The organism is Curtobacterium sp. MCSS17_015, assembly GCF_003234265.2.
GTDB lineage: Bacteria > Actinomycetota > Actinomycetes > Actinomycetales > Microbacteriaceae > Curtobacterium.
The window spans coordinates 92,174-116,950 of the sequence record NZ_CP126256.1 but is presented as its reverse complement, the minus strand read 5'-3'; the positions used below and the strand labels follow the sequence as shown (position 1 = coordinate 116,950).

Genomic DNA, 24,777 nt, shown 5'->3' with positions numbered 1-24,777 from the left:
CCCGACGTCACCTCGGAGGCCGCCGTGTGCCGTCCAGGAGTCCGCCGGACGGATGATCCTCGGCCCGATGGGTCTCCGCCGTGGATACGCTGGCGGGATGGTGGAGCACGGCGCTGACGGCCACGACTGGGCCACGTGGGACGCGTTCCACGACGTCTGGCGCCGGCTCGACCGGGCGCTGGACCTGGCCGTCCAGCGCGGTGCCGGGATCTCGATCCCCGAGTTCGAGATCCTCATCGGCCTGCACCGCGACCCGGACCACCGGCTCCGCGTCCGGGACGTCGCCGCGGGCATCGGTTGGGAGAAGTCCCGCGTCAGCCACCAGGTCACGCGCATGGTGTCCAGGGGCCTCGTCGCCCGGGCCGACTGCCCGAGCGACGGGCGCGGCAGCTGGGTCGTCATGACACCGGACGGCCGCCGCGCCGTCCTCGCCGGCATCCGCGCGCACACCGCCGCGCTCGAGGAACTGTTCTGGAGGCCCGTGGCGGGCGACGCCGCGACGCTGCGGACGGTCTCGCGCCGCGTCCTCGACGCGCTCGGCCCGGTCGACACCGACACCGACGTCGCGGCCGGTGCCCGCAGCACGGACGGCGGTCACCGGAACGGCTGAGCGCGCCCAGGCGGGCGTGGCAGGATGCGTGGGATCGACTGCGCGGGGGGGAGGCAGATGGACACCGACGGTCCACGGTCCGCACAGGCGGCACTGGTGGCGGCGCTCGACATCGTCGACGCGGCCCCGTCCGAACGCCTCGAGCGCATCGTCCGCATCGCGCGGGACCTCTTCGACGTGCCGTTCTCGTACGTCAACCTGCTCGACGACACGCTCTTGCGCACGCTGACGCCGAACGTGCCGGGCGAGACGCTCTCCGGGCCGCTCGAGTGGTCGTTCTGCCAGCTCACCGTGCAGCGACCGGGACCGACGGTCGTGCCGGACACCGCCGCCGACCCGCGTACCGCCGACCTGCCCGGGGTCACGAGCCGCGGCATCCGGTTCTACGCCGGGGTCCCGCTGACGATGCCGGGTGACCTCGCCGTCGGCACCCTGTGCCTGATGGACGTCGTGCCGCGGGAGTTCAGCCCCCAGGACGAAGCGGCCCTGATCGACCTCGGCCGCTGGACCGAACAGGCCCTGGCCAGGGGGCTCCAGCACGACCGGCTGCTCGAGGTCGTCGAGGCCCTCGCCCCGGCACCCCTGCACGTCCCGGGTTACCGCCTCGCCGCGACGAGCGTGCCGTACGGCGACCTCAGCGGTGACGTGCACGACTGGACCGCAGGTGACGACGCCGTCACCTTCACGCTCGCCGACATCATGGGCAAGGAGCAGCCCGCCGCGCTCCTCGCCGCCGGGCTCCGGGCCGCGCTCCGGCAGCACGAGGACCTGCTGCCGGTCGCGGCCGTCGGCGCCGTCGAGCCGCGGATCAGCGAGGACCTCAGCCGTGCCTCGGCCTTCGCGACGCTGTTCCACTCCCGCCTCACCCCGAGCACCGGCCGGGTGGACTTCGTCGACGCCGGACACGGGCTCGTGCTGCACCTGCGCGCCGACGGCACCTCGGAGATCCGTCGGTCGCGGGACCTGCCGCTCGGGCTGCACCCCGAGGGTGTGCCGTTCCGGGCGGGTTCGCTCGTCCTCGAGCCCGGGGACACGCTCGTCGTCACGAGTGACGGGGCACTCGACCTGGGCGACGGCACGATCGACACCCTGACGGACATCGGCCGGACGCTGCGGCGCGCGCCGGACACGGCCGCGTTCCTCGAGACCGTGCGCCTGCGGGCGGCCGAGCACGCCGAGGACGACGTGACGGTGGCCGTCCTGGCGCGCGACGCCGGCTGAGCGAGGTCGGCCCGACGGGGTGGTGCTGGCACCTGCGGACAGGTGCCAGCACCAGCGCTCGTGCGCCTGACCCGAACAGGAACACGAACCGCTCCCCAGCCTGCGCCGGACCACCGACAGTCGCGTCCGGTGGGGCGCCGCGGGTCAGGCTCGCGCCGTCTCCCGCGCCGGGTCCCGCGTGATCCGGACGGCCGCGGCCTCGTACGGCCGGAGGGTGAGCCGGACGCTGCCGTCCGCGCCGAGCTCGACGTCGCCGTCCGCCGGGTCACCGAGGTAGGTGGTGCGCTCGGCCGATGCGAGCGCGACGCCGACGGACACCCGGAGCGGGACCGGCTCGTCCACCACGGACTGCAGTCGGACGACCGACTGCCCGTCCTCCTCACCGGCGACCACCGACACGAGCCGGACGCGCTCGTCGTCCAGGGTCAGGAGCGCTGCCGACGCTGCACCGGCCTCGCCCCGCCCGGACGCCGGCACCGTGGCCAACGGCCGGACCAGGTCCGCCGAGGTCTGGAGCGCGACGGCCTCGACGGGCTGGCCGGCGGCGGCACGCACCCCGACGGCGTACTCGAACGTCGCCGTGAAGCCCTGCTCGATCGGGAAGTTCGTGTCCCACACGTTGTTGTGCAGCCACGAGTAGACGGTCGCCGACCGTGCCGGACTCGTGCTGGCCGGGAACGGCGCGTAGGGCAGCGAGATCGTGCCGGGGTGGACGAGGGGTGCGTCCTTCGTGACCCAGACGACGGCGTCCCCACGGTCCTCCAGGCTGACCCAGTTGCGGATCGCGCGCATGTGCTGCGGTGCTCCGGGCACGTGCGGCAGGCCGTCCCCGGTCACCCCGCCGGAGACCTCGTAGCGGACGACGGGCTCGTCGGCGGCGAACGGGAACGCGAAGAACGCGCTCTCCTTCGTGCGGGTGACGGGCTTCTCGAGCCGGTTCGCGATGCGCAGGCGTGGCTCGCCGTGCCGGAGGCGCAGGGTGACGGTGACGGCGTCGACGCCGGCCGCCGAGAACCGGTACACCAGGCGTTCCTCGACCGCGTCGGACACGCGCTCGACGAGGACCGACGGCCCACCCGTGGTCCGGGCGGCGAGCAGTTCGAGGCGCTCGGAGCTCCAGAGCTTGTTGGCGAGGTGGTTCACGCCGGCGCCGGAGGAGCCGTACTCGTCGTAGACGTACGCGTTGAAGCCCGCCGGGGTGCGCTGCTCGACGAGCTCCCGCCCGGTGGCCCGCTCCACGATCGACCGGATCGTCGACGTGCCGGGGTCGACCGCGACCCGGAGGTACTCGTTCTCGAGCGTGAAGAGCTCGGACAGCGGGGTGTCGAGCCCGTCGTGCCGCCGGGGCGGCTCGGGGGCCACCTGCCCGGGGAACACGTCGAGCCGGACGTGGCCGAACCCCGGCACGTCGACCAGCTGCGCGTTCACCCACCGGCCGGACTCGCGGTGCAGGACGTTCGACTGCGCCTCCTCGACGACCGCGAGCTCGCGCCCGGTCCGACCGTCGCGCAGGACGACGTGCGTGTCGAGGGGCACGGACGACTCCTTGAGGAGGAACCGCACGACGCCGGTCCGGGGCGCGCCGGAGGCGTTCGCGACGACGATCGACGTCAGGGCGTCCGCCGGGGCGGACACTGCGTCGGCGAGGTAGACCAGGGCGTGCTCCTCGAAGTCGCGACCACGCTGGTGGGCGGTGAGGGCCTGGGCGACCTTCCACTGCCACTGCCGCTCCCCCGAGTCGTAGCCCTCGTCACCGTGGGTCCACGAGTTGCTCGCACCCCAGGTGTGCTCGTTGAACATCGAGATCGCGTCGTAGGCGGCGTCGGAGTCCGCCTGCTCCGTCGGGACCGCCTGTCCGCCGAGCCAGGCCGCCGCCTGGCTGAAGGAGCGGGCGTCGCTGACCGTGGCCTGCGCCTCCCGGGTGAGCGCGAGCGGCACCGCGGCCGAACCGACCCCCTCGACCCACCAGTCGCCCCAGTCGCCCTCGACGGTGGTGAGCTCGTCGCCGTGCCGGGCTTCGGCCTCGGCGAAGAAGTCCTCGTTCGTCGACACCCGCAGGGTCGGTGACGTCCAGGTGTCGTTCCAGCGCCGGACCACCTCGGACAGGTGCAGGCGCGCCGGGCCGTTGTCGCCCATGAAGCCCTGCGTGCGGAGGTGCAGGACGTCCCAGGGGTAGCCCCGGCGTCCCTCGGCCTCTTCGCCGTGCGCACCGAACACCCCGGGCGGGAACGGGTAGCCGCGGGTGGCGAGCGCCGTCAGGTACGCAGGCAGGTAGGTCTCGGCGGTCTCGTACGACTCGGTGAGCCCGACCATCGGGCCCTCCATGTAGGCGAGGCCGTGCGGGCTGTCGGTCATCCAGACGACGACCGAGTTGCCCGCCGGCGTGCGCCACCGGAACATCCGTGGCAGGTCGAGGGCGCCGTTCTGGTGCGGCATCGACCGGCCGGCCCAGTTGTGGGCGACGGCGAGGTACCGCACGCCGACCTCGTGGAGTGCGTCCGGGAGGCCCGCCACCTGACCCGGGACGTCCGTCTGCATCGCCGTGGTGAAGTCGATGCCGTACCGGTCGCGGATGCGTCGCGCCTCGCGGAGCAGTTCGTGCAGCTCCTCGGTCGAGCACGTGTCGGTGTGCAGGTTGTACGGCATCGCGCTGAGGCCGATCGAGCCCTCGTGCACGAGGCGCACGAACTCCTCGACCTTCGCCGCCGGGCGGTGCCGCTCCCAGTCCGCGAACGCCCAGAGCGCCTCGACGTTCCAGCGGAACCGCGAGGCCTCCGGCCACTCCCGCGTCGCGGCGGCCAGCTCGACGGCGGAGTCCAGGTAGGACCGCTGCGACGAGATCACGGTGGTCTGCGGGTCCGTGTACCCGAAGTCGAAGTGCGAGTGGTGTACGACGTGCACCGACCAGGGGCGTTGCGGCAGCAGCGTGAAGGACACGGTCTCGGCGCCGGCATCCGGGAGGGCGAGCGTGACCTCGGTCGGCTCGTCGACTCTGCGGACGAGCAGGCGGACCGAGGTGGCGTCCGGCGCCGGTGCGCGGTCGACGACCCGGTCCCCTCCGCCGTCGGCGAGCGTCGCGGCACCGGCGCTCGCCGCTCCGTGCTCGTCGTCGAACAGCAGCCGGACGCTCTGCACGGGCGCGCCGTCGCGCTCGGTCTGCAGCGGCTCCGGGACCACCCGGACGCGGGTGCTGCCGATCGTCGCGGAGGCGACGGTGGCGCGGTCGAGGAGGCCGGCGCGGGCCTCCAGGTGGGACCAGGGCTGCGCGGAGACGAGGGCGGGTTCGGTCATCGGGAGGGGTCCTCTTCGGTGTGGGAGTGGACGGGGTCGGTCGGGAGGCCCGGATCGCACCCGATGGGTGGGTCCGGTCGGCCGGGCGGTCGGGATGGCGGCCCGGTCCGGGCCGTCGGGCTCAGGCGGTCGGGTTCAGGCCGCGGGCGAAGAACCGCTGGAAGGCGAAGAACACGATGATCGTCGGCAGCGACGCCACGAGTGCCCCCGCCAGCGCGACCGGCGGCCCGTACGTCGAGTAGTTGCCGGTCAGGTCGGCGAGCGTCGCCATCACGGGTCGGATGTTCGGACTCGACGACAGGGTCAACCCGAACAGCAGGTCGTTCCAGATCCAGGTGAACTGGAAGACGAAGGCGGCGAGGAGCGCACTCGTGGACAGCGGCAGGTGCACCTGGAAGAACATCCGGACCCAGCCGGCACCGTCGAGTGACGCGGCCTCGCGCACCTCGTTCGGCAGACCCGTCATGTGCCCGCGGACCACGAAGAACGCGAACGGGATCGTCAGCGCGACGTAGACGAGCAGCATGCCGTACTGCGTGTCGAACAGCGACGCACCGGCGAACCCGGTGAACAGCGGCGACAGGAACGCCTGCAGGGGCAGGATCGTGCCGATGTAGATCACCCAGAACCAGAAGGTCGGGCGCTTCACCGGCATGATCGTCACCGCGAAGGACGCCAGCGCGGCGATGAGCACCGCGGCCCCGGCACCGACGACGGAGTAGATGAGGCTGTTCACCATGCCCTGCCCGACGTTCGCGTTCTGGAACGCGACGACGATGTTGTCGAAGAGGGACCACGAGGTCGGCCACCAGGAGGGTGTGCCGGAGTAGTCGGCGCCGGCGGTGAACGCGTTGACGACGAGCAGGTAGGACGGGATCAGCCAGATCAGCGACACCACCGTCAGGACGACGGCGAGGACGCGGCGGGAGGTCTTGGTCATCTCGGGCTCCAGCTAGTCGGTCGGACGGAGTTGGCGGCGGAGGTAGGCGTACGAGGCGAGGACGACCACGACGGTGAGGAACACCGCGACCGCCGCGCCGGAGCCGTACCGGGAGAGCGTGAACGTCTCGCGGTACATCGTGAGCGCGAGGGTCTCCGACGCCGTGCCGGGACCGCCGTTCGTCAGGAGCAGCACCTGGTCGAACACCTTGAGGCTGCCCACGATCGAGATCCCGACCACGACGATGGTCATTGGCCGCAGCTGCGGGAACGTCACCGACCAGAACAGCCGCCAGCCGGAGGCGCCGTCGATCTGCGCGGCCTCGAGCGTGTTCGGCGGGATCGACTGCAGCCCGACGAGGAACAGGATCACGCAGGCGCCGGTCGCCTGCCACGTCGTCGCGATGATCATCATCACGGTGTTGAGCGGCCACTGCAGCAGCCACTGGGACACCAGCGGGTCGAGACCGGTCTGGCGCAGCACGGTGTCGAGACCACCGTCGGTGGTGAGCATGAACGTCCAGACCACCGCGGTCGCCGATCCGGAGATGGCGTAAGGCAGGACGATCGCGAACCGGGCGAGCCCGCCCAGCCGGAGCTTCCACGTGCCGACCGCGATCGCGAGCCCGATCCCGACCGGCAGCAGCAGCGTGCCGACGACCCACAGGAACGTGTTGAACACGGACTGCCCGAACGCCGGGTCGGCGAACATCGCACGGTAGTTCTCGAGCCCGACCCAGCTGCGCGTGAAGCCGTTGTCGTTGAAGAAGCTCCGGTAGATCGTGAAGACGAACGGCGCGACGAGCAGCAGGAGCACGAGGACGACCGCCGGGGCGAGGAACACTCCTCCGGTCAGCCGGGCGCGGAGCGGAGCCGGACGCCGGGCGGCAGGGCGGGCGGGCCGGGACCGGCGGACCTCGGGGTCGACGGCCGCTTCCGGGACGGGCGGCTGGGTGAGAGTCATGCGGCGTTCCAGATCTTCCACTCGGTCCGGGCGCGGTCCTCCATCGACCGCAGGGTGGCGGTGCCGTTGGCCCGGGACGGGTTCACCATGAAGGCGCCCAGGTCGGCCACGTTGCCCTCGACGAGCGGGGTCGGCGAGGCTTCCCAGTAACGGGTCAGTTCGGTCGGGCGGGTCGCGGTGATGTCCTTCGCCAGGTCCTTCACCAGGTCGGACTCCGGCAACGCCTGCGGGTTCGGACTCGTGTCGCCGAGGAACCCGACCCAGGCGTTCTGCACGTCCGTGGCGAGCCAGTTCTCGGCGACGTCGACGGCCGCGGCGTGCCGGTGTGCCTTCACGGGCACGGACAGGGAGCCGCTCTCGACGACGATCGCCGGCGCGGTCGAGCCTCGCGGTGGGACACGGAAGAACCCGATGTCGTCGTCGGTCAGTCCGTTGGCGAGCAGGGTGTTGGCGAACCAGGTGCCGTAGAGCATCATGCCGAACTGCCCCTTGCCGACGAGGCCGGGCAGGTCGTTCGAGGTGACGTCGGGCGCCGAGAAGAACCCGTTGCCGTACATCTCGGACCAGACGTCCATTGCCTGGGCCGCCGGGTCCTCGGTGTAGCTCGCCTCGTCGGTGGTGACCGCCTTGTAGTAGTCGGGGTCGATCGAGGCGAGCAGCTGCATGAACCAGATCTCGGCCTCCCACGTCGTGGCGCCCGGGGACAGGAACGGTGTGATCCCGGCGTCCTTGAGCGTCTGCGCCGCGTCCATCACGCCGTCGAAGGTGGTGGGCACCGCGATGCCGTTCTCGGCGAACGCCCTCTTGCTGTAGAACACCGCGTAGTAGCTCTTGTAGAGCGGGACGCCGTACGCCTTGCCGCGGTAGCTGAAGGACTCGCGCTGCGCCGGGTCGACCCAACCGCGCTCGGTGACGGCGTCCCAGACCGGGTTGAGGTCGGTGAGGATGTCGGCGCGGGCGATGTCCTGCAGCCGGTAGCCGTTCGTCCACTTGATGAGGTCCGTCGTGCTGTCGGTCTGGGCCGTCATCCGGATGACCTGCCCGTAGTTGGCCACGCTGGCGACCGACCGGGAGGTGATGCGGTACCCGATGCGCTCGGCGAGCACGGCGGACGCCGCGGCGTAGCCGGGGCCCCAGGTCGGGTTGTCGCTGTTGAGCGTGACGGTGCCGGGGGCGGAGGGCCGCGTGTCGGAACCGCGGGCGCAGGACGCGAGTGCCATCGCCAGGAGTCCGCCGCCACCGAGCGCGAGCGCGGTGCGACGGGTCACGGCGGGCCCTCGGGAGATCGGGTCGGGCATCGTTCGTTTCCATTCGCCAGTGAATTGATAACGTTACCAAGACGAGCTTACACACCGAGGGACCGATCGCAAGGGGTCGGTCCGGTACAAAGGACCCATGGCGGCAGACGGAGGTCAGGGTCCGGGCGCGACTCCGACCCGGAAGACAGCGATGACCGTCAAGGACATCGCCCGCGTCGCCGAGGTCAGCCCGATGACGGTCTCCCGCGTCCTGTCCGGCGGCAAGAACGTCCGCCCCGCACTGCGCGAGCACGTCGAACGCGTCATCGCCGAGCTCGGTTACCACCGCAACGAGAACGCGCGGAGCCTCCGGCCCGGGCAGCGCTCGGGGCTGATCGGCGTGCTCATCACGAACATCGGCAACCCGTACTACGCCGGCGTCGTCCAGGGCATCGAGCAGGTGGTCGCCGCCACCGGGCGGCGGATCCTGGTCGCGACGACGAACGAGGACGCCGACCTCGAACGACAGCTGCTGTCGGACTTCCTCGGCCGACAGGTGGAGGGCCTGGTGGTCGTGCCGGTCGGTCAGGACACCGAACGGTTCACGACCGCCCGCCTCAACGACGCTCCCCTGGTCCTCGCCTCGCGCACCGTCGCCGACGTCCCCGCCGACACCGTCCTCATCGACGACGTGCACGGCGCACACGACGCCACCGCGCTCATGCTCGACGACGGCCACCGCCGGATCGCCTTCCTCGGCAACAAGGTGACGGTGTCGACCGGGCACCGCCGCCTGCGCGGCTTCCGGAGCGCGTTCGCCGCCCGTGACGCCGTGCCCGACGAGGACCTCGTCGTGCTCGGCCTGCAGGACACCGAGGCCGCCGAGGTCGCGATGCGCGAACTGCTGGGCACACCCGACCCGCCCACGGCGGTCTTCGCCGCGAACAACCGCATCAGCGTCGGGGCGATCCGGGCGATCGAGCGGGCTCGGGCCGACGGCACGATCAGCGGACCGCCGGCCCTGGCCGCGTTCGACTCGTTCGACTTCGCCGACATGGTGCCGTTCCCGCTCTCCGTGATCGACCACGACCCCGCCGAGCTCGGTCGGGTCGCCGCCCGGATGCTGCTGTCCCGTCTGGACGGCTCCGCCGACGGCGAGGCCCCGCGGTCGGTCGAGCTCCCGGTCCACCTCGTCCACCACTGACGGCGGTCGCCGCGCCTGCCACCTCCCAGCGCCCGGTGCCCGCGGGCCGAACGGGAGGCCCTGCTTGCGTTCCCACCGCCGGTCGACGGTAGTGTGGCCCCGTTGGCTTGGTAACGTTATCAACTCGAAAGGGGTCCCATGTCCACCTTCCTGCCCCCAGGGGTGACGCCCGGCCAGTACGACAAGACACCGGTGATCGACCTGCCGCCCGAGCACCCGGTCTGGGTCGGCAGGGGCGCATGGGAGCACCTGGCCTCGCTGCTCACCGCCGCCGGAGCGTCGACGATGGCCGTCGACACCTACCCCGGCAGCGACCTGGACGGCCTCCGCCGCGAGCTCACCGTCGCAGCACCCGACGCGCTCCTCATCGACGTCGAGGCCGCCGCCGCCCTGCCGAACGCGCTCATCGAGGAACGCATCGCCGGCAACCTGACCGACGACCGCGTGTTCGGCGTCCTCGGGCACCAGGTGCTCGCGGACCTCTACGACCCCGAGCGCCTCGCCGCCGTCGCCGAGCGCGTCCGGGACGCCGACGGCCCCGTCGTGGTCTACGGCTGGGGCGCCACACTCGTGCCGGTCGACTTCACCACCGTCGTGCTCGCCGATCTGGCGCGCTGGGAGATCCAGCGACGGCAGCGGGCCGGCGCACCGAACTGGCGCGCGGACAACGGCGACGAGGACCAGCTCCGGAAGGTCAAGCGCGGCTACTTCGTCGAGTGGCGCATCGCCGACCGGCACAAGCGCACCCTGTTCGACCGGATCGACCTCCTGCTCGACGCGAACGGCACGATGGCCGACGCCAAGCTCATCGAGGGCCGGACGTTCTCGGCAGGACTCGAGACCGCCAGCCGCCGGCCGTTCCGCGTCGTGCCGTTCTTCGACCCCGGGGTGTGGGGCGGGCAGTGGATGAAGGAGATCCTCGAGGTCGGGGACGCCGACAACTACGCCTGGTGCTTCGACTGCGTGCCGGAGGAGAACAGCCTGCTCTTCCGCATCGGCGAGACGGTCGTCGAGCTGCCGGCCCTCGACCTGGTGTTCCGACACCCGCGCGAGCTGCTCGGACGGAAGACCCACGCCCGGTTCGGTGCCGAGTTCCCGATCCGCTTCGACTTCCTCGACACGATGTCCGGCGGCAACCTCTCGTTGCAGGTACACCCCCTGACCGACTACATGCAGAACACGTTCGGGATGCCGTACACGCAGGACGAGAGCTACTACCTGCTCGACGCGACCGACGACGCCGTGGTCTACCTGGGCCTCCGTGACGACGCCGACCCCGAGGCGATGCAAGCCGCACTCCGGGCCGCCTCGAGCGGAGCGGCCCCGTTCGCCGCCGAGGAGTACGTCAACACGTTCCCGGCGGCCAAGCACGACCACTTCCTCATCCCCGCGGGCACCGTGCACTGCTCGGGCGCCGACTCCATGGTCCTCGAGATCTCGGCCACCCCGTACATCTTCACGTTCAAGATGTGGGACTGGGGTCGGGTCGGACTCGACGGCGTCCCGCGACCCGTGCACCTCGACCACGCGTTCGCGAACATCCAGTGGGACCGCCGGACGGACTACGCGCGCGACGAGCTCGTCAACCAGGTGACCGAGGTCGCTCGCGGGGATGGCTGGGTCGAGGAGCGCACCGGGCTGCACGAGCTCGAGTTCATCGAGGTCCGGCGGCACTGGTTCGAGGGCACGGTCCCGCACGACACCGACGGCACCGTCAACGTCCTCAACCTGGTCGAGGGCGCCGAGGCGGTCGTCGAGAGTCCGGACGGAGCGTTCGAGCCGTTCGTCGTGCACTACGCCGAGACGTTCATCGTGCCGGCGAGCGTCGGCCGGTACACGATCCGCCCGTGCGGGGGCGGCGAGGGACAGCGCCTCGGGACCGTGAAGGCCTCGGTGCGCGGGACCGGACTCAGCGACTGACGTCCCGGACGCACGCAGCGACGCCGCCGCCCTCCGCGGGCGGCGGCGTCACGGTGCGCGGCGGTGGCAGGCACCGCGGGAGTGGCTGACCCCGCGGAGACCGCCGGTACTCCGGCTGGTCGCCGACACTCCGGCGGCCTCAGCGCGGAGCGACCTGACGTTCCCAGTGGACCGCTGCGCCCACCAGCGGTGCCCGCGACCCGAGGTCCGCCGGCACGACGACGGCAGCGGACACCCCCACCGCCGCGAGGCCGTCCCGGAACCCGGGCCCGACGATGTCCCACGAGCGCGCGATCGCGCCGCCGACCACCACCGTGTCGGCGTCGAAGCGGTCGACCCAGGGGCCGACGGCGGCGCCGAGGGCCCGCAGGGCGGTGTGCAGGACCTCGACGGCGAGCTGGTCACCGGCCCGGGCGCGGGCGCAGATCTCCTCGACGGACGACTCCTGGCCGGAGCGGTCGCGGTAGGCGCTGCGGAGCGCCGGCGAGGACATCGTCGCCTCGAGCGGGCGTCCGGCGATCGTCAGTCGGTGCACCTCGCCGTGTGCGGGGACCAGGGGTCCGGAGTCGACCTCGACCCCGGCGTCGAGGAACGACGACCCGACGCCCGTCCCCAGCGTCAGGCAGACCATCCGACGCGCTCGTGACCCGGCGCCGACGGCCCACTCCCCGATGCCGTAGGCCACGGCGTCGTTGCAGAACCGGACGCGTTCGGGGGCGACGCCGAGCCGGTCGGCGAACGCACTGCGCAGGTCCACGCCGGCGAGCGAGGCGAACTTGTCGACGCCGTCGAAGGTCCCCGATCCGGCCGCGTAGTCGAAGGGGCCGGGCATCGCGACCGCCCACCCGCGCAGCGGACGGGCGGCCGGTGTGCCGGCCCCCGCACCGATCGCCGCGGCGGCGAGCGCCTCGGCGACCGCGCGCGCCGGTGCGGTGAGCTGGTCCAGCAGGACGTCGCGCGGAGCGTGCGGGTCGATCTCCGCAGCGCGCTCCGGCCACGTGCCCCCGGCCTCCCGTCCGTCAGCCGCCACCGCGACGTCGACGAGCACCGGAGCGTCGACGACCGCCGCCGTGACGTGGCTCCCGCCGACGTCCATGACGCCGACGGGAGCCCGTCCGGTGCTGCGCGACCCGGTCAACTCACCTGGCCGAGCCGGTCCGCCGACCACCCGAGGACGGCGAACACCTGCACCATCGCGGCCTGGTCGAGCGTCGCGGCAGGACGGTCCCACGCCGGGTCGCCGCCGCCGCTCGGCTGGAAGTGGAACAGTCCGGTGTCGGCGTCCCGGTTGTCACGCCAGGTCGCGGTGGCGTACTGCTCGATCGCAGCGCGGTAGGAGGGGTCGTGCTGGACGGAGTCGAGCAACAGCAGGTCCTTGAAGTAGAACGCGTTGAAGACCGCGGGCTGCTGCTGCAGGCGGTTCTCGGCGGTCCAGTACCGGAGCGATGCCCGGGCCGCGCTGGTGGCCTGCTGCAGGTACTTCGGGTCCTCCGTCGCGCGGAACAGGATGGTGGCCGTCCCGATCATCGCACCGGAGTTGTAGGTCCAGAGCGTCGGGTCGACCGTGCCGTCGTCGTTGATGCTGTTCCGGTACAGGCCGGCGGACTCCTTGAGGCACTTGTTGTTCCAGTTGTAGGCCTTGGTGCTCCACCGCAGGTAGGACGACTCCCCCGTCTCCTCGTACAGGTGGGCGGCCAGCTGGGCGGAGAGCCCGGTGACGTTCGCGCCGCGTGTGGTGTTGTCGGCCCGGTCGATCCAGTCGGAGCCACCGGGGCAGGTCAGCGCGGCGTCGGCGTTCCACCCGCGCGCGGCGATGTCGAACGCCCCGCGAGCACGGTCGAGGTACTCGGGGTCGGACGTCGCCTGGTACTGGCTGATCAGGGAGAGTCCGACGACGGCGTTGTCGTCGTAGTAGACGTCACCACCGGTGCCGATCGGGGCCGGGAGGTACGACTCGTACCCGGCGCGCCCGCCCGGCTTGACGGCGTGGTACAGCTCGAAGCCGTCCACCCGCGCCGCGGCCGAGTTGGCGTAGGCCGGCCCGACGCCGGCGATGCCCTGCAGGTCGAGGGCGGCCTGTGTCGCCTCGCGGTACTCCCAGAGGTACGAGTACGGGTTCCCGGAACTCGTGTCGGTGTTCTCCCGGTACAGGCCGTGGCCCGCTGCCCCCGTGTACAGGTGGTCCTGCATGGCGTCGTACGTCGCGCTGGCGCGTTGCTGCCACACGGCGTCGGGTGCCGCCTCGGCGACCTCGGCGACCTGCGGGACCCCTGCAGCCACCACGCCGAGGACGACGGCGGTGGCGGCGATCCGGACGCCTCGTGTGGAACGGGCTCGTGCCGAGCTGAGCATCGTTGCTCCCCTCCTGGTTGGTATCGTTACCATAGGCGGGTGGCCGGAGGCGCGCAAGGGCCGGTTCCCCGCGGTCCGGGCGCGTGTCATGCCGTCCTCCACCGGCGGAGGGGCCTGACGGGGCGGCGGGCGAGTTCGCGGGGAAGCGCCAGTAGTCTGAGCGATCGGACAGTGTTCGGGAGACCTCGAGGAGACCACCACATGTCAGTCGGACTGCTCGCCGTCGTGGACGACATCCTCAGCGCTGCCCTGAAGGCCAGTGCGAAGACCGCCGGTGTCGTCATCGACGACGCCGCCGTCACCCCGCAGTACGTGCAGGGCCTCCAGCCCGCTCGCGAGCTGCCGGTGGTCGGACGGATCGCCCTCGGCAGCCTGTTCAACAAGTTCGTCATCATCATCCCGCTGGCGCTCCTGCTGTCCGCGTTCGCACCCTGGGTGCTGCCGTGGCTGCTCGTCATCGGCGGGACGTACCTGTGCTTCGAGGGTGCCGAGAAGGTCACGGAGTGGTTCGGCGTCCACCACGAGGCGGGCACCGACGCAGCCGTCTCCGAGCCGAAACTGGTGTTCGGGGCGATCCGCACCGACCTCATCCTCAGCACCGAGATCATGCTCATCGGCCTGGCGAGCCTGGACGCCGAGCTGGGCTTCTGGCCGACGCTCGGCGCGCTGGCGGTCATCGGCCTCGGCATGACCCTGATCGTCTACGGCGCCGTCGCGCTCCTGGTCAAGGTCGACGACATCGGCCTGCAGATGATGAAGAACCCCTCGCGGCGCACCCGCCGCACCGGCGCCCGGATCGTCCGGGCCATGCCGGCGGTCTTCCGGTTCATCAGCGTCGTCGGGACCGTCGCCATGCTCTGGGTCGGTGGACACCTGGTCATCGCCAACATGGCGGAGACGTTCTGGGCCGGGCCGTACGAGCTGCTGCACCACGTCGAGCACGCGGTCGAGGCCGCGGGACCGGTCGTGACGTGGATCGTCGACACGGCGATCTCGGCCGTCGCGGGCCTGGTGCTCGGCATGGTGATCGTCGGGGCCGTGCTCGGGATCGGGCGGCTGCGCGGGCGCTCGCACTGAGCGTCGTCGGGCTCCCGTCGACGCTCAGCTCCGCGTCGGCAGCGTCCGGAGCTGAGCGTCTTCGGGCTCCCGTCGACGCTCAGCTCCGCATCGGCAGCGTCCGGAGTCGCGACATGGAGCCGTACTGTTCGACGAGACTGGCGAACTCCGGAGCGTCGTGGAAGACCACCAGCCCTCGGCCGTGGTCCTTCGCCACCTCGATGACGAACCGCACGGCGCTCTCCACCACGCGCAGGTCGGTCGCTCCCGTCGCGGAACCGGCGACGGCGGTCTCCGTGGTGATCGCGACGCCGACGACGGGGGCGTCGGTGGCCGTCGCCGGCTGCAGGATCGAGTTCACGTGGAACACCCCGTTGCCGTAGGGGGTGATGTCCTGCGTGGTGATCGGCAGGACCGCAGGTGCGACCCCGGTCGTGCGGGACGCGACGTCCAGCAGGCTCTCCGAGACGCGGAGGATCCACCCGTCCTTGACCGTCGGCGTGATCGCGAAGCCCCGGTGGTTGAGGACCCGGTTGCCCTTCGTGGTGTCGACGGACAGGATGGCGTCCATCTCCGGGCGGACCTCGAGCTCGTTCGCGACGGCCATGTCGACGGCGGAGTCCATGAACGGGACCGGGTCGTGTGGCTGCGTCGGTGCGTCCGGGTCGACGTGGGTCGCGATGACGACGTCGCCCTCGAGGAGGTCCCCGCGGCGCGCCATGTCGAGCAGCTTGGCAGCGGCGGCGATGACGGTGAGGGCACCGTCTCCGTCCGACACGAACCCGATCTGCTCCGGCCGGGCGCCGAGCCCGCCGAGCCGACCGAGGATCCCGAGCGTCGGGGCGTCACCGCCTGCGGTCCGTCCGCGCACGCCGGGGATCGTGATGCGGACGAAGTCGGTCGCACCCTTCGCGCCGCTCACGGTCTCGACCTCCGCACGCGGACCACCGTCGGCCGTGTACCCGGCGAGGAACGCGGCGACCGCCGCGCCCGAGGTGGACGGGTCGTCGAGCAGGTCGTACGCAGCGATGGTGTGGGTCCAGGACATGGTGCTCCTTGCGTGGTTCGGGTGGATGGTGGATCAGGAGTCGGTGGTGCGCCGGTGGGCGCGCGCGGTCACGGGCCTCCAGGCCGTCACGGGGTGGCCGGCGTCCGGCCGGGGGACGGGGCCGGACGACCCGGTCACCGTTCGACCGCGGCTTGGAGACCGTCGAGGACCTCCGCCGCCAGGCGGGCGGCGACCGAGCGGGCGAGGACGACCGGGAGGCCCGTGGTGGCCACGACCACCTTCCGCATCGCTTCGGAGTAGCCGATGCAGTCGAGGGCGATGAGCTCCGCCCCACCGGCCTGCAACGCACGTCCAGCATCCGCGAGCGTCGAGTCCGTCCCCGTGTACGGGGAGCTCGGCGCGGTGAGCACCCGCTGTCCGGCGAGACGCGGTGCGAACTTGGCGACGGTGAAGTCCTGCTGTGCCGGGAGCGGGCAGACCACGCCGACGCGGGCGCCGCCCGGACCGCCGATCGCAGTGGCGAGCGCCGCTGTGCCGAGCGCGATGAGGGCGTCAGGGACGAAGAGGGGTTTCGTGTGCGGGAGCGCGTCGAACGGACCGGTGCAGGCGAGGAGGACGGCGTCGACCTCGTCTTCGAGCGCGGCCAGGACGCCCGGGAGTCGGTCCTGGACCTGCCGCTCGCCGATCTCGATCGGCGTGCCGTCCGCCAGCCGCGTGGTCAGCACGTGGTCGTCGGCGGCTGGTGCCATCGTGCCGAGGGTCCGCGCGTCCATGTCGTCGAGGACCCCGCGTTCGACGAGTTCGACGCCGGGGAGCCATCCCGCGAGTTCCGGGGTGAGGTCGGTCCGCGGGGCCTGCCCGATCGTGACGACGCCGAGCCGGGTCACAGGATCTTCCCGAGGGAGAAGACGGAGTCGCCCGCGATCAGGCCGGCGCCCGTGAGGGAGACCTCGCGCTCGCCCTCCTCACCGCGGAGCTTCTTCCAGACCCCACGGAGGACGAGGGCGCCGAGGACCATCCAGCCCGCGTTCGCGGTGGCGATCAGGAGGCCCGTGGCGAGCAGGATGCCCATCTGGCGCTTCGGACCGCCGAGGACCTGCACGACGGCCCCGGGGATCGCCCACAGGAGCAGGTTGCCGATGGCGTCCGCGTCACCGAGACCGGCGCGGATGGTGTCCGCGTAGACGGTCGCCGTCGGCGGGATCGCGCCGTCGGCGAAGAGGCCCCGCCAGAGCAGCGCGACCATGCCGATCGAGACGGCGAAGCCGATCATGCTCGCGATCATCTGCTGGCGCCGACCGTCCATCTCGTAGGCGGTGTACGGGCGGCGGTCGCGGCGGAGGATCCACCCGGCCTTGAAGTCGTAGCCCATGTCGGCGAATGCGGGACCGGTGGCGGCGCAGTACCCGACGACGAGGGCGAGTGGCACGGCGGGGATCTGGAGGAGCAGACCGACGACCAGGAAGATGAGCGTCACGGCGAAGGCGGGGAACCAGCCGGCGTGCATCGCGGCGAGACCGACGATGAGTTCGTGCACCAGGGCGGCGACCCCGGCGAACAGGACCCACGCGATGACCGCGGCGACGGGCATCTCCGCCCAGACACCCCCGAGCGTGGCGAGGAGGAGTGCGCCGAGGACGTACGCGACGTATCCGGAGCCGAGCACCCGGCGCAGTTGCCGCGGCTGGACGGTGGGCGCGAGCGAGGGATCGGCGGCGACCACGTCACGCATCGCCTCGGCCTCGGCGCGCTCCCGCTTGGTCACGCGGCCAGCCAGGATCATGCCGACCTGCACGAGTGCCACGACACCGGCGCCGATCATCACCCCGTGCGGGATGTAGAGCTCCGCCAGGTCCACATCGAGGAGCACGGGAGCGTACTGGTTGACGAGCAGACCGATGCCGAACATGGCCAGCGCCCAGACGTTGCCGATCATCGCGATGCCCGCGGCGGACATCGGCAGGCCGAGGAACGACGCACCGATGCCGACTGCGGTGCCACCGACCAACCAGAGCGCCTGCTTCCCACCGCGGTCGCCCGCCTTGATGGTCTCGGCGGCAGCCACCCCGGGAGGCCATGCAGCGTCGGCGGGCAGGAACTTCGACCCGAACGCCCGGTAGAGCACGAACGCGTCGATGAGGAGGCCGAGCGACGCACCGACGAGCATCGGCCACACCAGGTCGGCGCGACCGAACGCGAACGGGACGGCGATCGGGGTGATGAGGGAGTTCGCCGCGGCGAAGGTGGACCCGGAGATCGCGCTCTGGGCGAGGTTCTGGCGGTTGACGTCACGCATCTTCCGAAGCCCGAAGAAGCCGATCCGGCCGATGAGCATCGCGATCACCGCGCCGATGACACTCGTGTTCGGCGCGACACCGAGCGTGGTGATCATGTGGATCCCGATGAGTGCTCCGAGGACGCTCACGAGGATCGTGATGACGAGCATGAGCGGCTGCAGGGCGCTCGGGTGACGCTCCTGCCGGGCCTCGTTCGGGGCGATGACGGTCTGCTGGGCCATGCCGGTACTGTGCCGGGTCCCGGCGCTGCGGGGGAAGCGAATCCCACTATCTGGGAGTTACAGTCACATTTCGGGCTGACCATGCCTAGGCTGGCCCCGTGCTGACCGATCCGCCGACGCCGTTGCAGACCGTGGATCGCGCACTCGAGGTCCTGCTGTCGTTCGACGAGTACCGCAAGGAGTGGGGCGTGCTCGAACTCGCCGAGGAGTTCGGGCTGACCCGGTCCACCGCGCAGCGTCTGCTCGCCGCCCTGGCCACCCGCGGGTTCCTCCAGGCCGACCCGCACACCCGGCGGTACCGCCTCGGCCCAGCGATCTGGAAGACGGCGGCGATGTGGGAGCGCGGCGGCGGACTCGCGGCACTCGCCGAACCGCTCCTCGCCGACCTGGCCCGCGGCACCGACCGCACCGCACTGTTCTGCACGCCGGACGGTGCGTACGTCCGCTGCATCGCCGCGGTCGACGGTGCCGACGGCCCGCGGCGCGCCCACCCGTACCTCGGCGACATCTACCCCGCGCACGCCGGCGCGACGTCCCGTGCCCACTTCGCGTTCCTCCCACCACCCGAACGTGCCGCCCTGCTGCACGGCCGTCCGTCCGCCCGCTACTCGGAGCTCACGGAGGTCGACGAGGACGCGCTGCGCGCGCTGTTCGACGACACCGTCCACCGTGGCTACGCCGCTTCCGAGGGTGAGTACGACGCGGCGTCCCGCGCCGTCGCTGTCCCGGTCTTCGCCGGACGTCGACCCGTCGGTTCCCTCTCCCTGGTCGAGGACAAGACCACCGAGCACGAGGACGCCCTCATCGACGCGCTCCCCGCACTCCGGACGACCGCTGATGCGCTCAGCGACCTCCTCTCCAACCGCCCACCGGCAGCTCCCCGACGCGACTGGCGCCGCGGGCACGGCGCAGCCCCGACCCCGAACGGACCGCGATGACGAACGCACTCCTCTTCTCGAACTCGACCAACCACGGCGGCACCTACCTGGGGCACGCGTTGGACGTCCTCGAGGAGCACTACGCCGGCGTCGGCGAGGTCCTCTTCGCGCCGTGGGCCCTCGCCGACCACGACGGCTACATGGAACGCGTCGCGCCGGCGTTCCGGGCGGTCGGTACCACGGTGCGCGGACTGCACACGGTCACCGATCCATCCGCGGCCATCCGGGACGCCGGCGGGCTCTACGTCGGTGGCGGCAACACGTTCCGCCTCGCCTCCGCACTGCACCGGCACGGACTCGTCGACACGATCCGCCACGCGGTCGTCGACGGCGGGCTGCGGTACGGCGGGGCCAGTGCGGGCACGGTCGTCGCCGCTCCGACGATGCGCACGACGAACGACATGCCGATCGCGGAACCGCCCTCGTTCCGGACAATCGGGCTGGTGCCGTTCCAGATCAACCCGCACTACCTCGACGCCGACCCGACCTCGACGCACGCGGGCGAGACCCGGGAGCAGCGGCTGGCCGAGTTCCTCGAGCAGAACGACGTGGCCGTCGTCGGCCTGCGGGAGGGGACGTGGCTCCGGCTCCGATCGCGCGGCGACGGGGAAGGATCGGTGTCCGCGACGATCGGCGGGGCGGCCGTCTCCGCGGGAACGCGTGGTCCAGCCGTCCTGCTCGAGCGCGGCCGACCGGTGCGCGAGGTGCACGGGGACGTCTCCGAGCTCCTCGAGTTGACGCCGCAGTACGACCGGGCCGTCTCGATCGCGGCCGGGTGACGCCGCGGGCCCTGGACCGTGAGACGGTCGCCCGGGTCGCCGCTCGACCAGGACCAGGCACGGCAACGGCGCAGCGGTCTCCTGCGGGGCATCGTCCGGATGCCCCGCAGGAGACCGGCCTCACGGCGTCGTGATCCGCTGCCCGCAGGTGTGCCCGCTCGCCGTCCGGCTGCCGGTCACACCGACCGCCGTCGACGCCGCCGGGCGACGATGATCGCCGCCCCCGCCGCCAGCAGGACGGCCGAGGCGATGAGCGCGGACCCGATGGACGTTCCCGTGAAGGCCAGGTCCTGACCACCGGTCCCGCTGGTGCCCGCCGGGCTCGACCCGTCCGGCGAGAGCGCGCCGGGCGCCGCCTGGTTGCCACCGCCCTGCCCGGGTGTGCCGGCACCGCCGGTGCCCGGCGTCGTGCCGTCGCCGGTGCCCGGTGAACCGCCGTCGACCGGCGGGTCGACCTGTGCCGTGGTGACGACGCCCGTCGACACGTCAGCGCCGAGCCCGGTGCGGTCGGTGAAGTGGACCGCGGTGACGGTCTGGTCGCCGTCCGTGGTGCGCTGCTCGTTGAGGACGAGCGTCCCCGCGCCGCCCGGCAGGCTGATCCTGGTGTCCGGCGCGACCGGGCCGGCCGCGATCGCGGTGCCGGCGATCCGACCACCACCTGTGGTCACCGTGGTGGCACGGGCGGTGACGGTCACGCGGACGTCCCGCAGGTCACCCGCCAGGCGGGTTCCGGGGAACAGCACGACCCGGTCGAGCCTGACCTCACCACGGTCCTCGGCCGATCGGACGGAGGCGCCGGTCACCCGGAGCTGTCCGGCCGCGCCGTCGTCCACCAGGTCCACACGCTCCGTCGCCGGGCTGCCGGACCCGGTCGGTGCGGCGAGGGGCTGGGCGCTGACGTCGCTGGCACCGGTGCTCCGGAGGCCGAAGGCGTACCACCGCCCGAGTGCGGGCTCCTCCGCGCCGGGTGCCGGTGCATCGCCGTCGCCGTCGCCGGGGTCACCGTCTCGCGCCGGAGCGGTGGTGACCTGTCCGAGCCGGACCTCCGGGTACGTGCCGGTGAGGTCCTCGTAGTGCAGCGCCGTGAGCGTGACGGTGCCGTCGGCGTTCTCGACCCGCTCTCCGATGTGCACGCGGATCCGCTCGCGGCCGTCCGCGTCGAGGCCGGTGTACAGGTCGGTGGCCGTGTTGATCCACACGCCGTTGACGAACACCGCGTTCGACTCGTCGTCGAACTGCACGGACATCCGCCCGTCCGCGGTGACCTCGGCTCGCAGCCCGTTGACCTTCAGCGCCGGCCAGCGGTACTCGGCCACGGGGTCGTCGCCCTCGCCCGGGACCTGTTCGTAGTGTCCGACCGAGACCGACGCCGTGTCACCCGCAGCGCCGATCGCCGCCGTGACGTCGGTGGCACGGGCGGGGAAGCCGTCCCGTGCTGCGATCCGGTCGGCCGAGCTGCGGTCGCCCGCGGCGGTCACGCGCGGCTGCGGGCTGACCAACGTGCTGCCGTCCGCTGCTCGGACGCCGACACCCCAGGCCTCCGTCACCCGCGCGTCCGGTACGGGGATCGTGGCGGACGGCGGGATCGTGACCGTCCCGAGCGAGACCTCCGGGTGGGTGCCGGTGAGGTCCGTGTAGTGCAGTGCCGTCAGCGTCGTGCTGCCGTCCGCGCCCACGGTGCGCTCACCGAAGGCGATGCGCACCCGCTCCCTCCCCTCGGCGTCGACGCCGGTGTACAGGTCGGTGGCGGTGTTGATCCACACTCCGTTGACGAAGACCGCGCTCGACTCGTCCGCGAAGCCGACGGTCATCGCCCCCTCGGGGGTGACGTGTGCGTGCAGACCGTAGACGCGCACCGCCGGCCAGCGGTAGCCGGCGACCGGGTCGGTGTCCGCGCCCGGGACCTGCTCGAACGAGTCGATCCCGATGTCCGATGCGCCGTCGGGCGTCGTCGTGACGGTGACTCCTCGACCAGTCGACGATGATCCGTCGGTCGACGCGACACGGTCGACCGTTCGCGTACCCGCGCCGGTCAGTGCCGGCTGCCCGTCGATGAGGACGGACCCGTCCGGCGCGGTCACCGAGATGCCGGAGACCGTGCGCAGCGCGGCCGCGTCGTCCGGGTCGGCCGCCGGCGGGGCGCCCGGCTCCGGCACCGGTGTCGGCGTCGGTGTCGGTGTCGGCGTCGGCGTCGGCGTCGGTGTCGGTGTCGGCGTCGGCGTCGGCCAGCTGCTCGCTGCGGCACAGGAGACCGATCCGGCCCGGACGCGGGAGATCTCGGACGCACCGGAGTCCCCGTCGATCCGCAGCCCGACGGTCGTCGCCGTCCCGTCGGCACTGGTCGTCGTGGTGCCGACGAGGACCCGCGTGGGCCCGTACCGCGAGTCGGGCAGGTCGGTGCTCCAGCCGGGTCGGGCGTTCGCCTCGGCGGTGACGTCGGTCCCGCCGATCGTCAGGTTGCCGAGGGTGACGACGGGATCGGCCCCCGGGGTGCAGGCGACCCGGAGGTCGCGGAAGGTCACGGCGGGACGGTCGCGGAGCGTGAACGTCCCGGACTCGATGGTCGACACGGCCCCGTCCGGTCCGGCGGTCGTGCGCAGTCCGGTCGTCTGGGTCGTGTTGAGCTTGAGGACGTCCGTCGTCGCGTCCGCACGGGCCTCCACGGCCGCGCCGGAACGCCACTCCACGGTCGGTGTCGGGCGCATCAGCGTGGTGCCGTCGATGTCGATGACCTCGACGCCGGATGCCTTCGCGGACGGTGCCGACTCGGCGGCGAGCGCCGGGGCGGCGACCCCGAGTCCGAGCAGCATCGCTGCGGCGAGTGCGACGGCGGCCTTCGTGCTGGTCGCGGTGCGTGTGGTCATCGGTCGCTCTCCTTGCCGAAGCCCTCGATGAAGGCGCGTCCGTCGGGCACGCCGACGCCGGTCACGTCGTCCCAGCCGGGAGCGGACTGCAGGCTCTGCGGCTTCGTGTCCCAGACGAAGACGGTTTCGGGCCAGAGCGCCCCGGCGTCGGGGCCCTTCGGTGACCAGGTGGCCGCCGACGCCGGCGTGACGTCGCGGAGCGCATCGGTCCCGAGCAGGTCGTAGAGCGCCGGGGTGGCCAGGCCGATCTCGACTCCGGTCGCGGCCTTGGCGAGTGCGACCATCGACGCGACCATCGGCGTCGCCAGGCTCGTGCCGCCGTGGGTGGCGTACACGGTCTCGCCGCTGTGCGGCCCGTACACGACGAACCCGGTGTTCGGGTCGCCGATCGAGGCGACGTCGGGGACGAGACGTCCGGTCCCCGGCTCGTCGAGCAGTTCACGCTGCCACGTGGGGCGGTCGTACACGTCGGACTCACCCCCGCCCGCTCCGTAGGCGAAGCCCGGCGGGATCAGGGCGCCGTTGCGGGCGAACCGGGTCTCGGTCTCCCAACCGGCCTCGACCGCCACGGAGCCGTCCGCGGCGAGACCGGTGCTGGTCGCACCGACAGCCGTGACGTACGGGCTCGAGGCGGGGGACGTGACGTCGGTACCCTCGTCGTGGTCGCCGAAGTCGGAGTGGTCGCCGTCGTTGCCCGACGACGCGAAGACGGAGATGTCCCGCGAGGCCGCCTCGACGAGCACACGGCCCAGCAGCTCGCGGTCGTCAGCGGTGTCGAGGTCCTCGGTGGAGCCGAACGACAGGCTGATCACGTCGGCACGGTCGTCCTCGACCACGTCGAGGATCCGGGAGAACAGGGCTGTGGAGCTGCAGTCGTCCGCTCCCCAGTAGGCGACGGAGGCGTCGGGCGCCATCGCGTGCACGGCCTGCACGTCGAGGTGCTGTTCCTCGGTCCAGCTCTGCGGGCCTCCGCACCGGTCGACGTCGGGCGAGGTCGGCGCGTGGTGCTCGTACTGTCCGGCGCGGAACGGCTGGGCGCCGGCAGCGCGGAAGTACGTGTTCGTGTTCGCTTCGACGTCCGGGTCGTCGTACGCGGCGACGATCGCGATCCGCGCTCCTTCGCCGGTGTACTCGGCCGGGACGTGGTGGACTTCGCGGAGCTGCTGCGGCTGGTACCCGCAGAGCGCGTTCGAACGGTGGGTGACGTCGACCGACGCGGGCCAGTCGTCCGTCAGTCGCTCACCCCAGTACGCAGCGCACTGGCCGTCGTCCGCCAGGGTGGGTGGACGCGGGTCCGTCCCACCCGGACCGGGCGGAGGTGCGGCGACGGTCGGCCGCATCGTGTCGGCGGCGACGACGCCGGCCACGCCCACGACGGCGCCGAGTGCCCGCGGCACCGTGAGGGCTCCGACCGGCGCGACCGCGGTGACCCCCGCCGTGCTCCAGGTGGCGAAGGACGTCCCGAAGGCGTCGCCGACGCGGTCGGCGGTGCCGGAGACCGGGAGGACCGCGACCGATCCGCGCAGCTCACCGACCCGGAGGCCCTCCCCCCGCAGCCATGTCGCCACGTCCGCCGTGGCGTCGGTGCGTGCGGGGTCGAGGAGGACGGAGAAGGACAGGGTGTCCGTGGTCACCGGAGCGCCGCGATCGGCGTGGGCGATCCAGGGCGGGACGGAGGAGGAGAGGGTCCGCGTGTCGGCGGGGAGTGGAGCGGGGCGGGCGAGGAGGGCGCCTGGGACGAGCACGGCGAGCGCGAGCGCACCGATCAAGAGACGGGTCTGCATGGGGTCCTGGTCAGGTGGGAGACGGGAACGCAGCGCGGCACGCTGCTCTGGGAACCTTAGCGCGTAATGAGAATCGTTCTCGCTGGGCGG

18 protein-coding genes are annotated in these 24,777 nt (G+C 72.2%); 7 read left to right on the top strand and 11 right to left on the bottom strand.

Annotation, left to right across the window (positions count from 1 at the left end):
- Positions 1-97 precede the first annotated feature (97 nt).
- Both DEJ18_RS00500 and DEJ18_RS00495 read left to right on the top strand, forming a co-directional pair.
- The gene (locus DEJ18_RS00500) at positions 98-610 is read left to right on the top strand and encodes a MarR family winged helix-turn-helix transcriptional regulator (protein ID WP_181434131.1); all 513 of its coding nucleotides are present in this window, start codon (positions 98-100) and stop codon (positions 608-610) included.
- Between the two features lie 57 nt (positions 611-667).
- Positions 668-1,831, top strand: coding sequence for a PP2C family protein-serine/threonine phosphatase (locus tag DEJ18_RS00495; RefSeq protein WP_181434132.1), 1,164 nt, complete (start codon positions 668-670; stop codon positions 1,829-1,831).
- A gap of 144 nt (positions 1,832-1,975) precedes the next feature.
- Here DEJ18_RS00495 and DEJ18_RS00490 read toward each other — a convergent pair whose 3' ends face one another.
- The 4 genes from DEJ18_RS00490 to DEJ18_RS00475 form a co-directional block, all read right to left on the bottom strand.
- Positions 1,976-5,122 (bottom strand): glycoside hydrolase family 38 N-terminal domain-containing protein, encoded by a 3,147-nt coding sequence (locus tag DEJ18_RS00490; RefSeq protein ID WP_111209773.1) that lies wholly within the window; start codon positions 5,120-5,122, stop codon positions 1,976-1,978.
- A 121-nt stretch (positions 5,123-5,243) separates the two neighbouring features.
- Positions 5,244-6,062, bottom strand: coding sequence for a carbohydrate ABC transporter permease (locus DEJ18_RS00485; RefSeq protein WP_111209774.1), 819 nt, complete (start codon positions 6,060-6,062; stop codon positions 5,244-5,246).
- 12 nt (positions 6,063-6,074) lie between these two features.
- Positions 6,075-7,025 carry a carbohydrate ABC transporter permease gene (locus DEJ18_RS00480; RefSeq protein WP_111209775.1) on the bottom strand — a complete coding sequence of 317 codons (951 nt, stop codon included), beginning with the start codon at positions 7,023-7,025 and terminating at the stop codon, positions 6,075-6,077.
- A complete protein-coding gene (locus DEJ18_RS00475) occupies positions 7,022-8,323 on the bottom strand; it encodes an ABC transporter substrate-binding protein (protein WP_111209776.1) in 1,302 nt (433 codons plus the stop codon). Before DEJ18_RS00475 ends, DEJ18_RS00480 begins: the two co-directional genes overlap by 4 nt.
- A gap of 97 nt (positions 8,324-8,420) precedes the next feature.
- Between DEJ18_RS00475 and DEJ18_RS00470 the strand changes: the two genes are divergently transcribed.
- Entirely contained in the window at positions 8,421-9,467 is a 1,047-nt protein-coding gene (locus tag DEJ18_RS00470; protein WP_284177990.1) for a LacI family DNA-binding transcriptional regulator, read from the top strand.
- A gap of 138 nt (positions 9,468-9,605) precedes the next feature.
- Positions 9,606-11,387, top strand: coding sequence for a class I mannose-6-phosphate isomerase (locus DEJ18_RS00465; protein WP_111209778.1), 1,782 nt, complete (start codon positions 9,606-9,608; stop codon positions 11,385-11,387).
- Between the two features lie 139 nt (positions 11,388-11,526).
- Here DEJ18_RS00465 and DEJ18_RS00460 read toward each other — a convergent pair whose 3' ends face one another.
- A complete protein-coding gene (locus DEJ18_RS00460; RefSeq protein ID WP_220034295.1) occupies positions 11,527-12,483 on the bottom strand; it encodes an ROK family protein in 957 nt (318 codons plus the stop codon).
- Positions 12,484-12,521: 38 nt separating this feature from the next.
- Positions 12,522-13,739, bottom strand: coding sequence for a glycoside hydrolase family 76 protein (locus DEJ18_RS00455; RefSeq protein ID WP_111209779.1), 1,218 nt, complete (start codon positions 13,737-13,739; stop codon positions 12,522-12,524).
- Between the two features lie 201 nt (positions 13,740-13,940).
- Here DEJ18_RS00455 and DEJ18_RS00450 point away from each other — a divergent pair, with 201 nt between their 5' ends.
- The gene (locus DEJ18_RS00450; RefSeq protein ID WP_111209780.1) at positions 13,941-14,816 is read left to right on the top strand and encodes a DUF808 domain-containing protein; all 876 of its coding nucleotides are present in this window, start codon (positions 13,941-13,943) and stop codon (positions 14,814-14,816) included.
- Between the two features lie 79 nt (positions 14,817-14,895).
- On the opposite strand, the gene DEJ18_RS00445 is transcribed toward DEJ18_RS00450, so the two are convergent.
- The 3 genes from DEJ18_RS00445 to DEJ18_RS00435 form a co-directional block, all read right to left on the bottom strand.
- Positions 14,896-15,843, bottom strand: a complete 948-nt coding sequence (locus DEJ18_RS00445; RefSeq protein WP_111209781.1) for a DUF1177 domain-containing protein — start codon at positions 15,841-15,843, stop codon at positions 14,896-14,898.
- Positions 15,844-15,977: 134 nt separating this feature from the next.
- A complete protein-coding gene (locus tag DEJ18_RS00440; protein WP_111209782.1) occupies positions 15,978-16,691 on the bottom strand; it encodes an AroM family protein in 714 nt (237 codons plus the stop codon).
- Positions 16,688-18,322 carry an OPT/YSL family transporter gene (locus DEJ18_RS00435; RefSeq protein ID WP_111209783.1) on the bottom strand — a complete coding sequence of 545 codons (1,635 nt, stop codon included), beginning with the start codon at positions 18,320-18,322 and terminating at the stop codon, positions 16,688-16,690. The genes DEJ18_RS00440 and DEJ18_RS00435 overlap by 4 nt, the downstream gene beginning before the upstream one ends.
- 98 nt (positions 18,323-18,420) lie before the next feature.
- On the opposite strand from DEJ18_RS00435, the gene DEJ18_RS00430 reads away from it, so the two are divergent.
- On the top strand, positions 18,421-19,260 hold the full coding sequence (locus tag DEJ18_RS00430; protein WP_111209784.1) for an IclR family transcriptional regulator: 840 nt from the start codon (positions 18,421-18,423) through the stop codon (positions 19,258-19,260).
- Entirely contained in the window at positions 19,257-20,039 is a 783-nt protein-coding gene (pepE, locus tag DEJ18_RS00425; protein ID WP_111209785.1) for a dipeptidase PepE, read from the top strand. Before DEJ18_RS00430 ends, pepE begins: the two co-directional genes overlap by 4 nt.
- Before the next feature lie 176 nt (positions 20,040-20,215).
- Here pepE and DEJ18_RS00420 read toward each other — a convergent pair whose 3' ends face one another.
- On the bottom strand, positions 20,216-22,903 hold the full coding sequence (locus tag DEJ18_RS00420) for a hypothetical protein (RefSeq protein WP_181434133.1): 2,688 nt from the start codon (positions 22,901-22,903) through the stop codon (positions 20,216-20,218).
- Complete coding sequence (locus DEJ18_RS00415; RefSeq protein WP_111209788.1) at positions 22,900-24,687, bottom strand: S53 family peptidase; 1,788 nt, start codon at positions 24,685-24,687, stop codon at positions 22,900-22,902. Before DEJ18_RS00415 ends, DEJ18_RS00420 begins: the two co-directional genes overlap by 4 nt.
- Positions 24,688-24,777 lie beyond the last annotated feature (90 nt).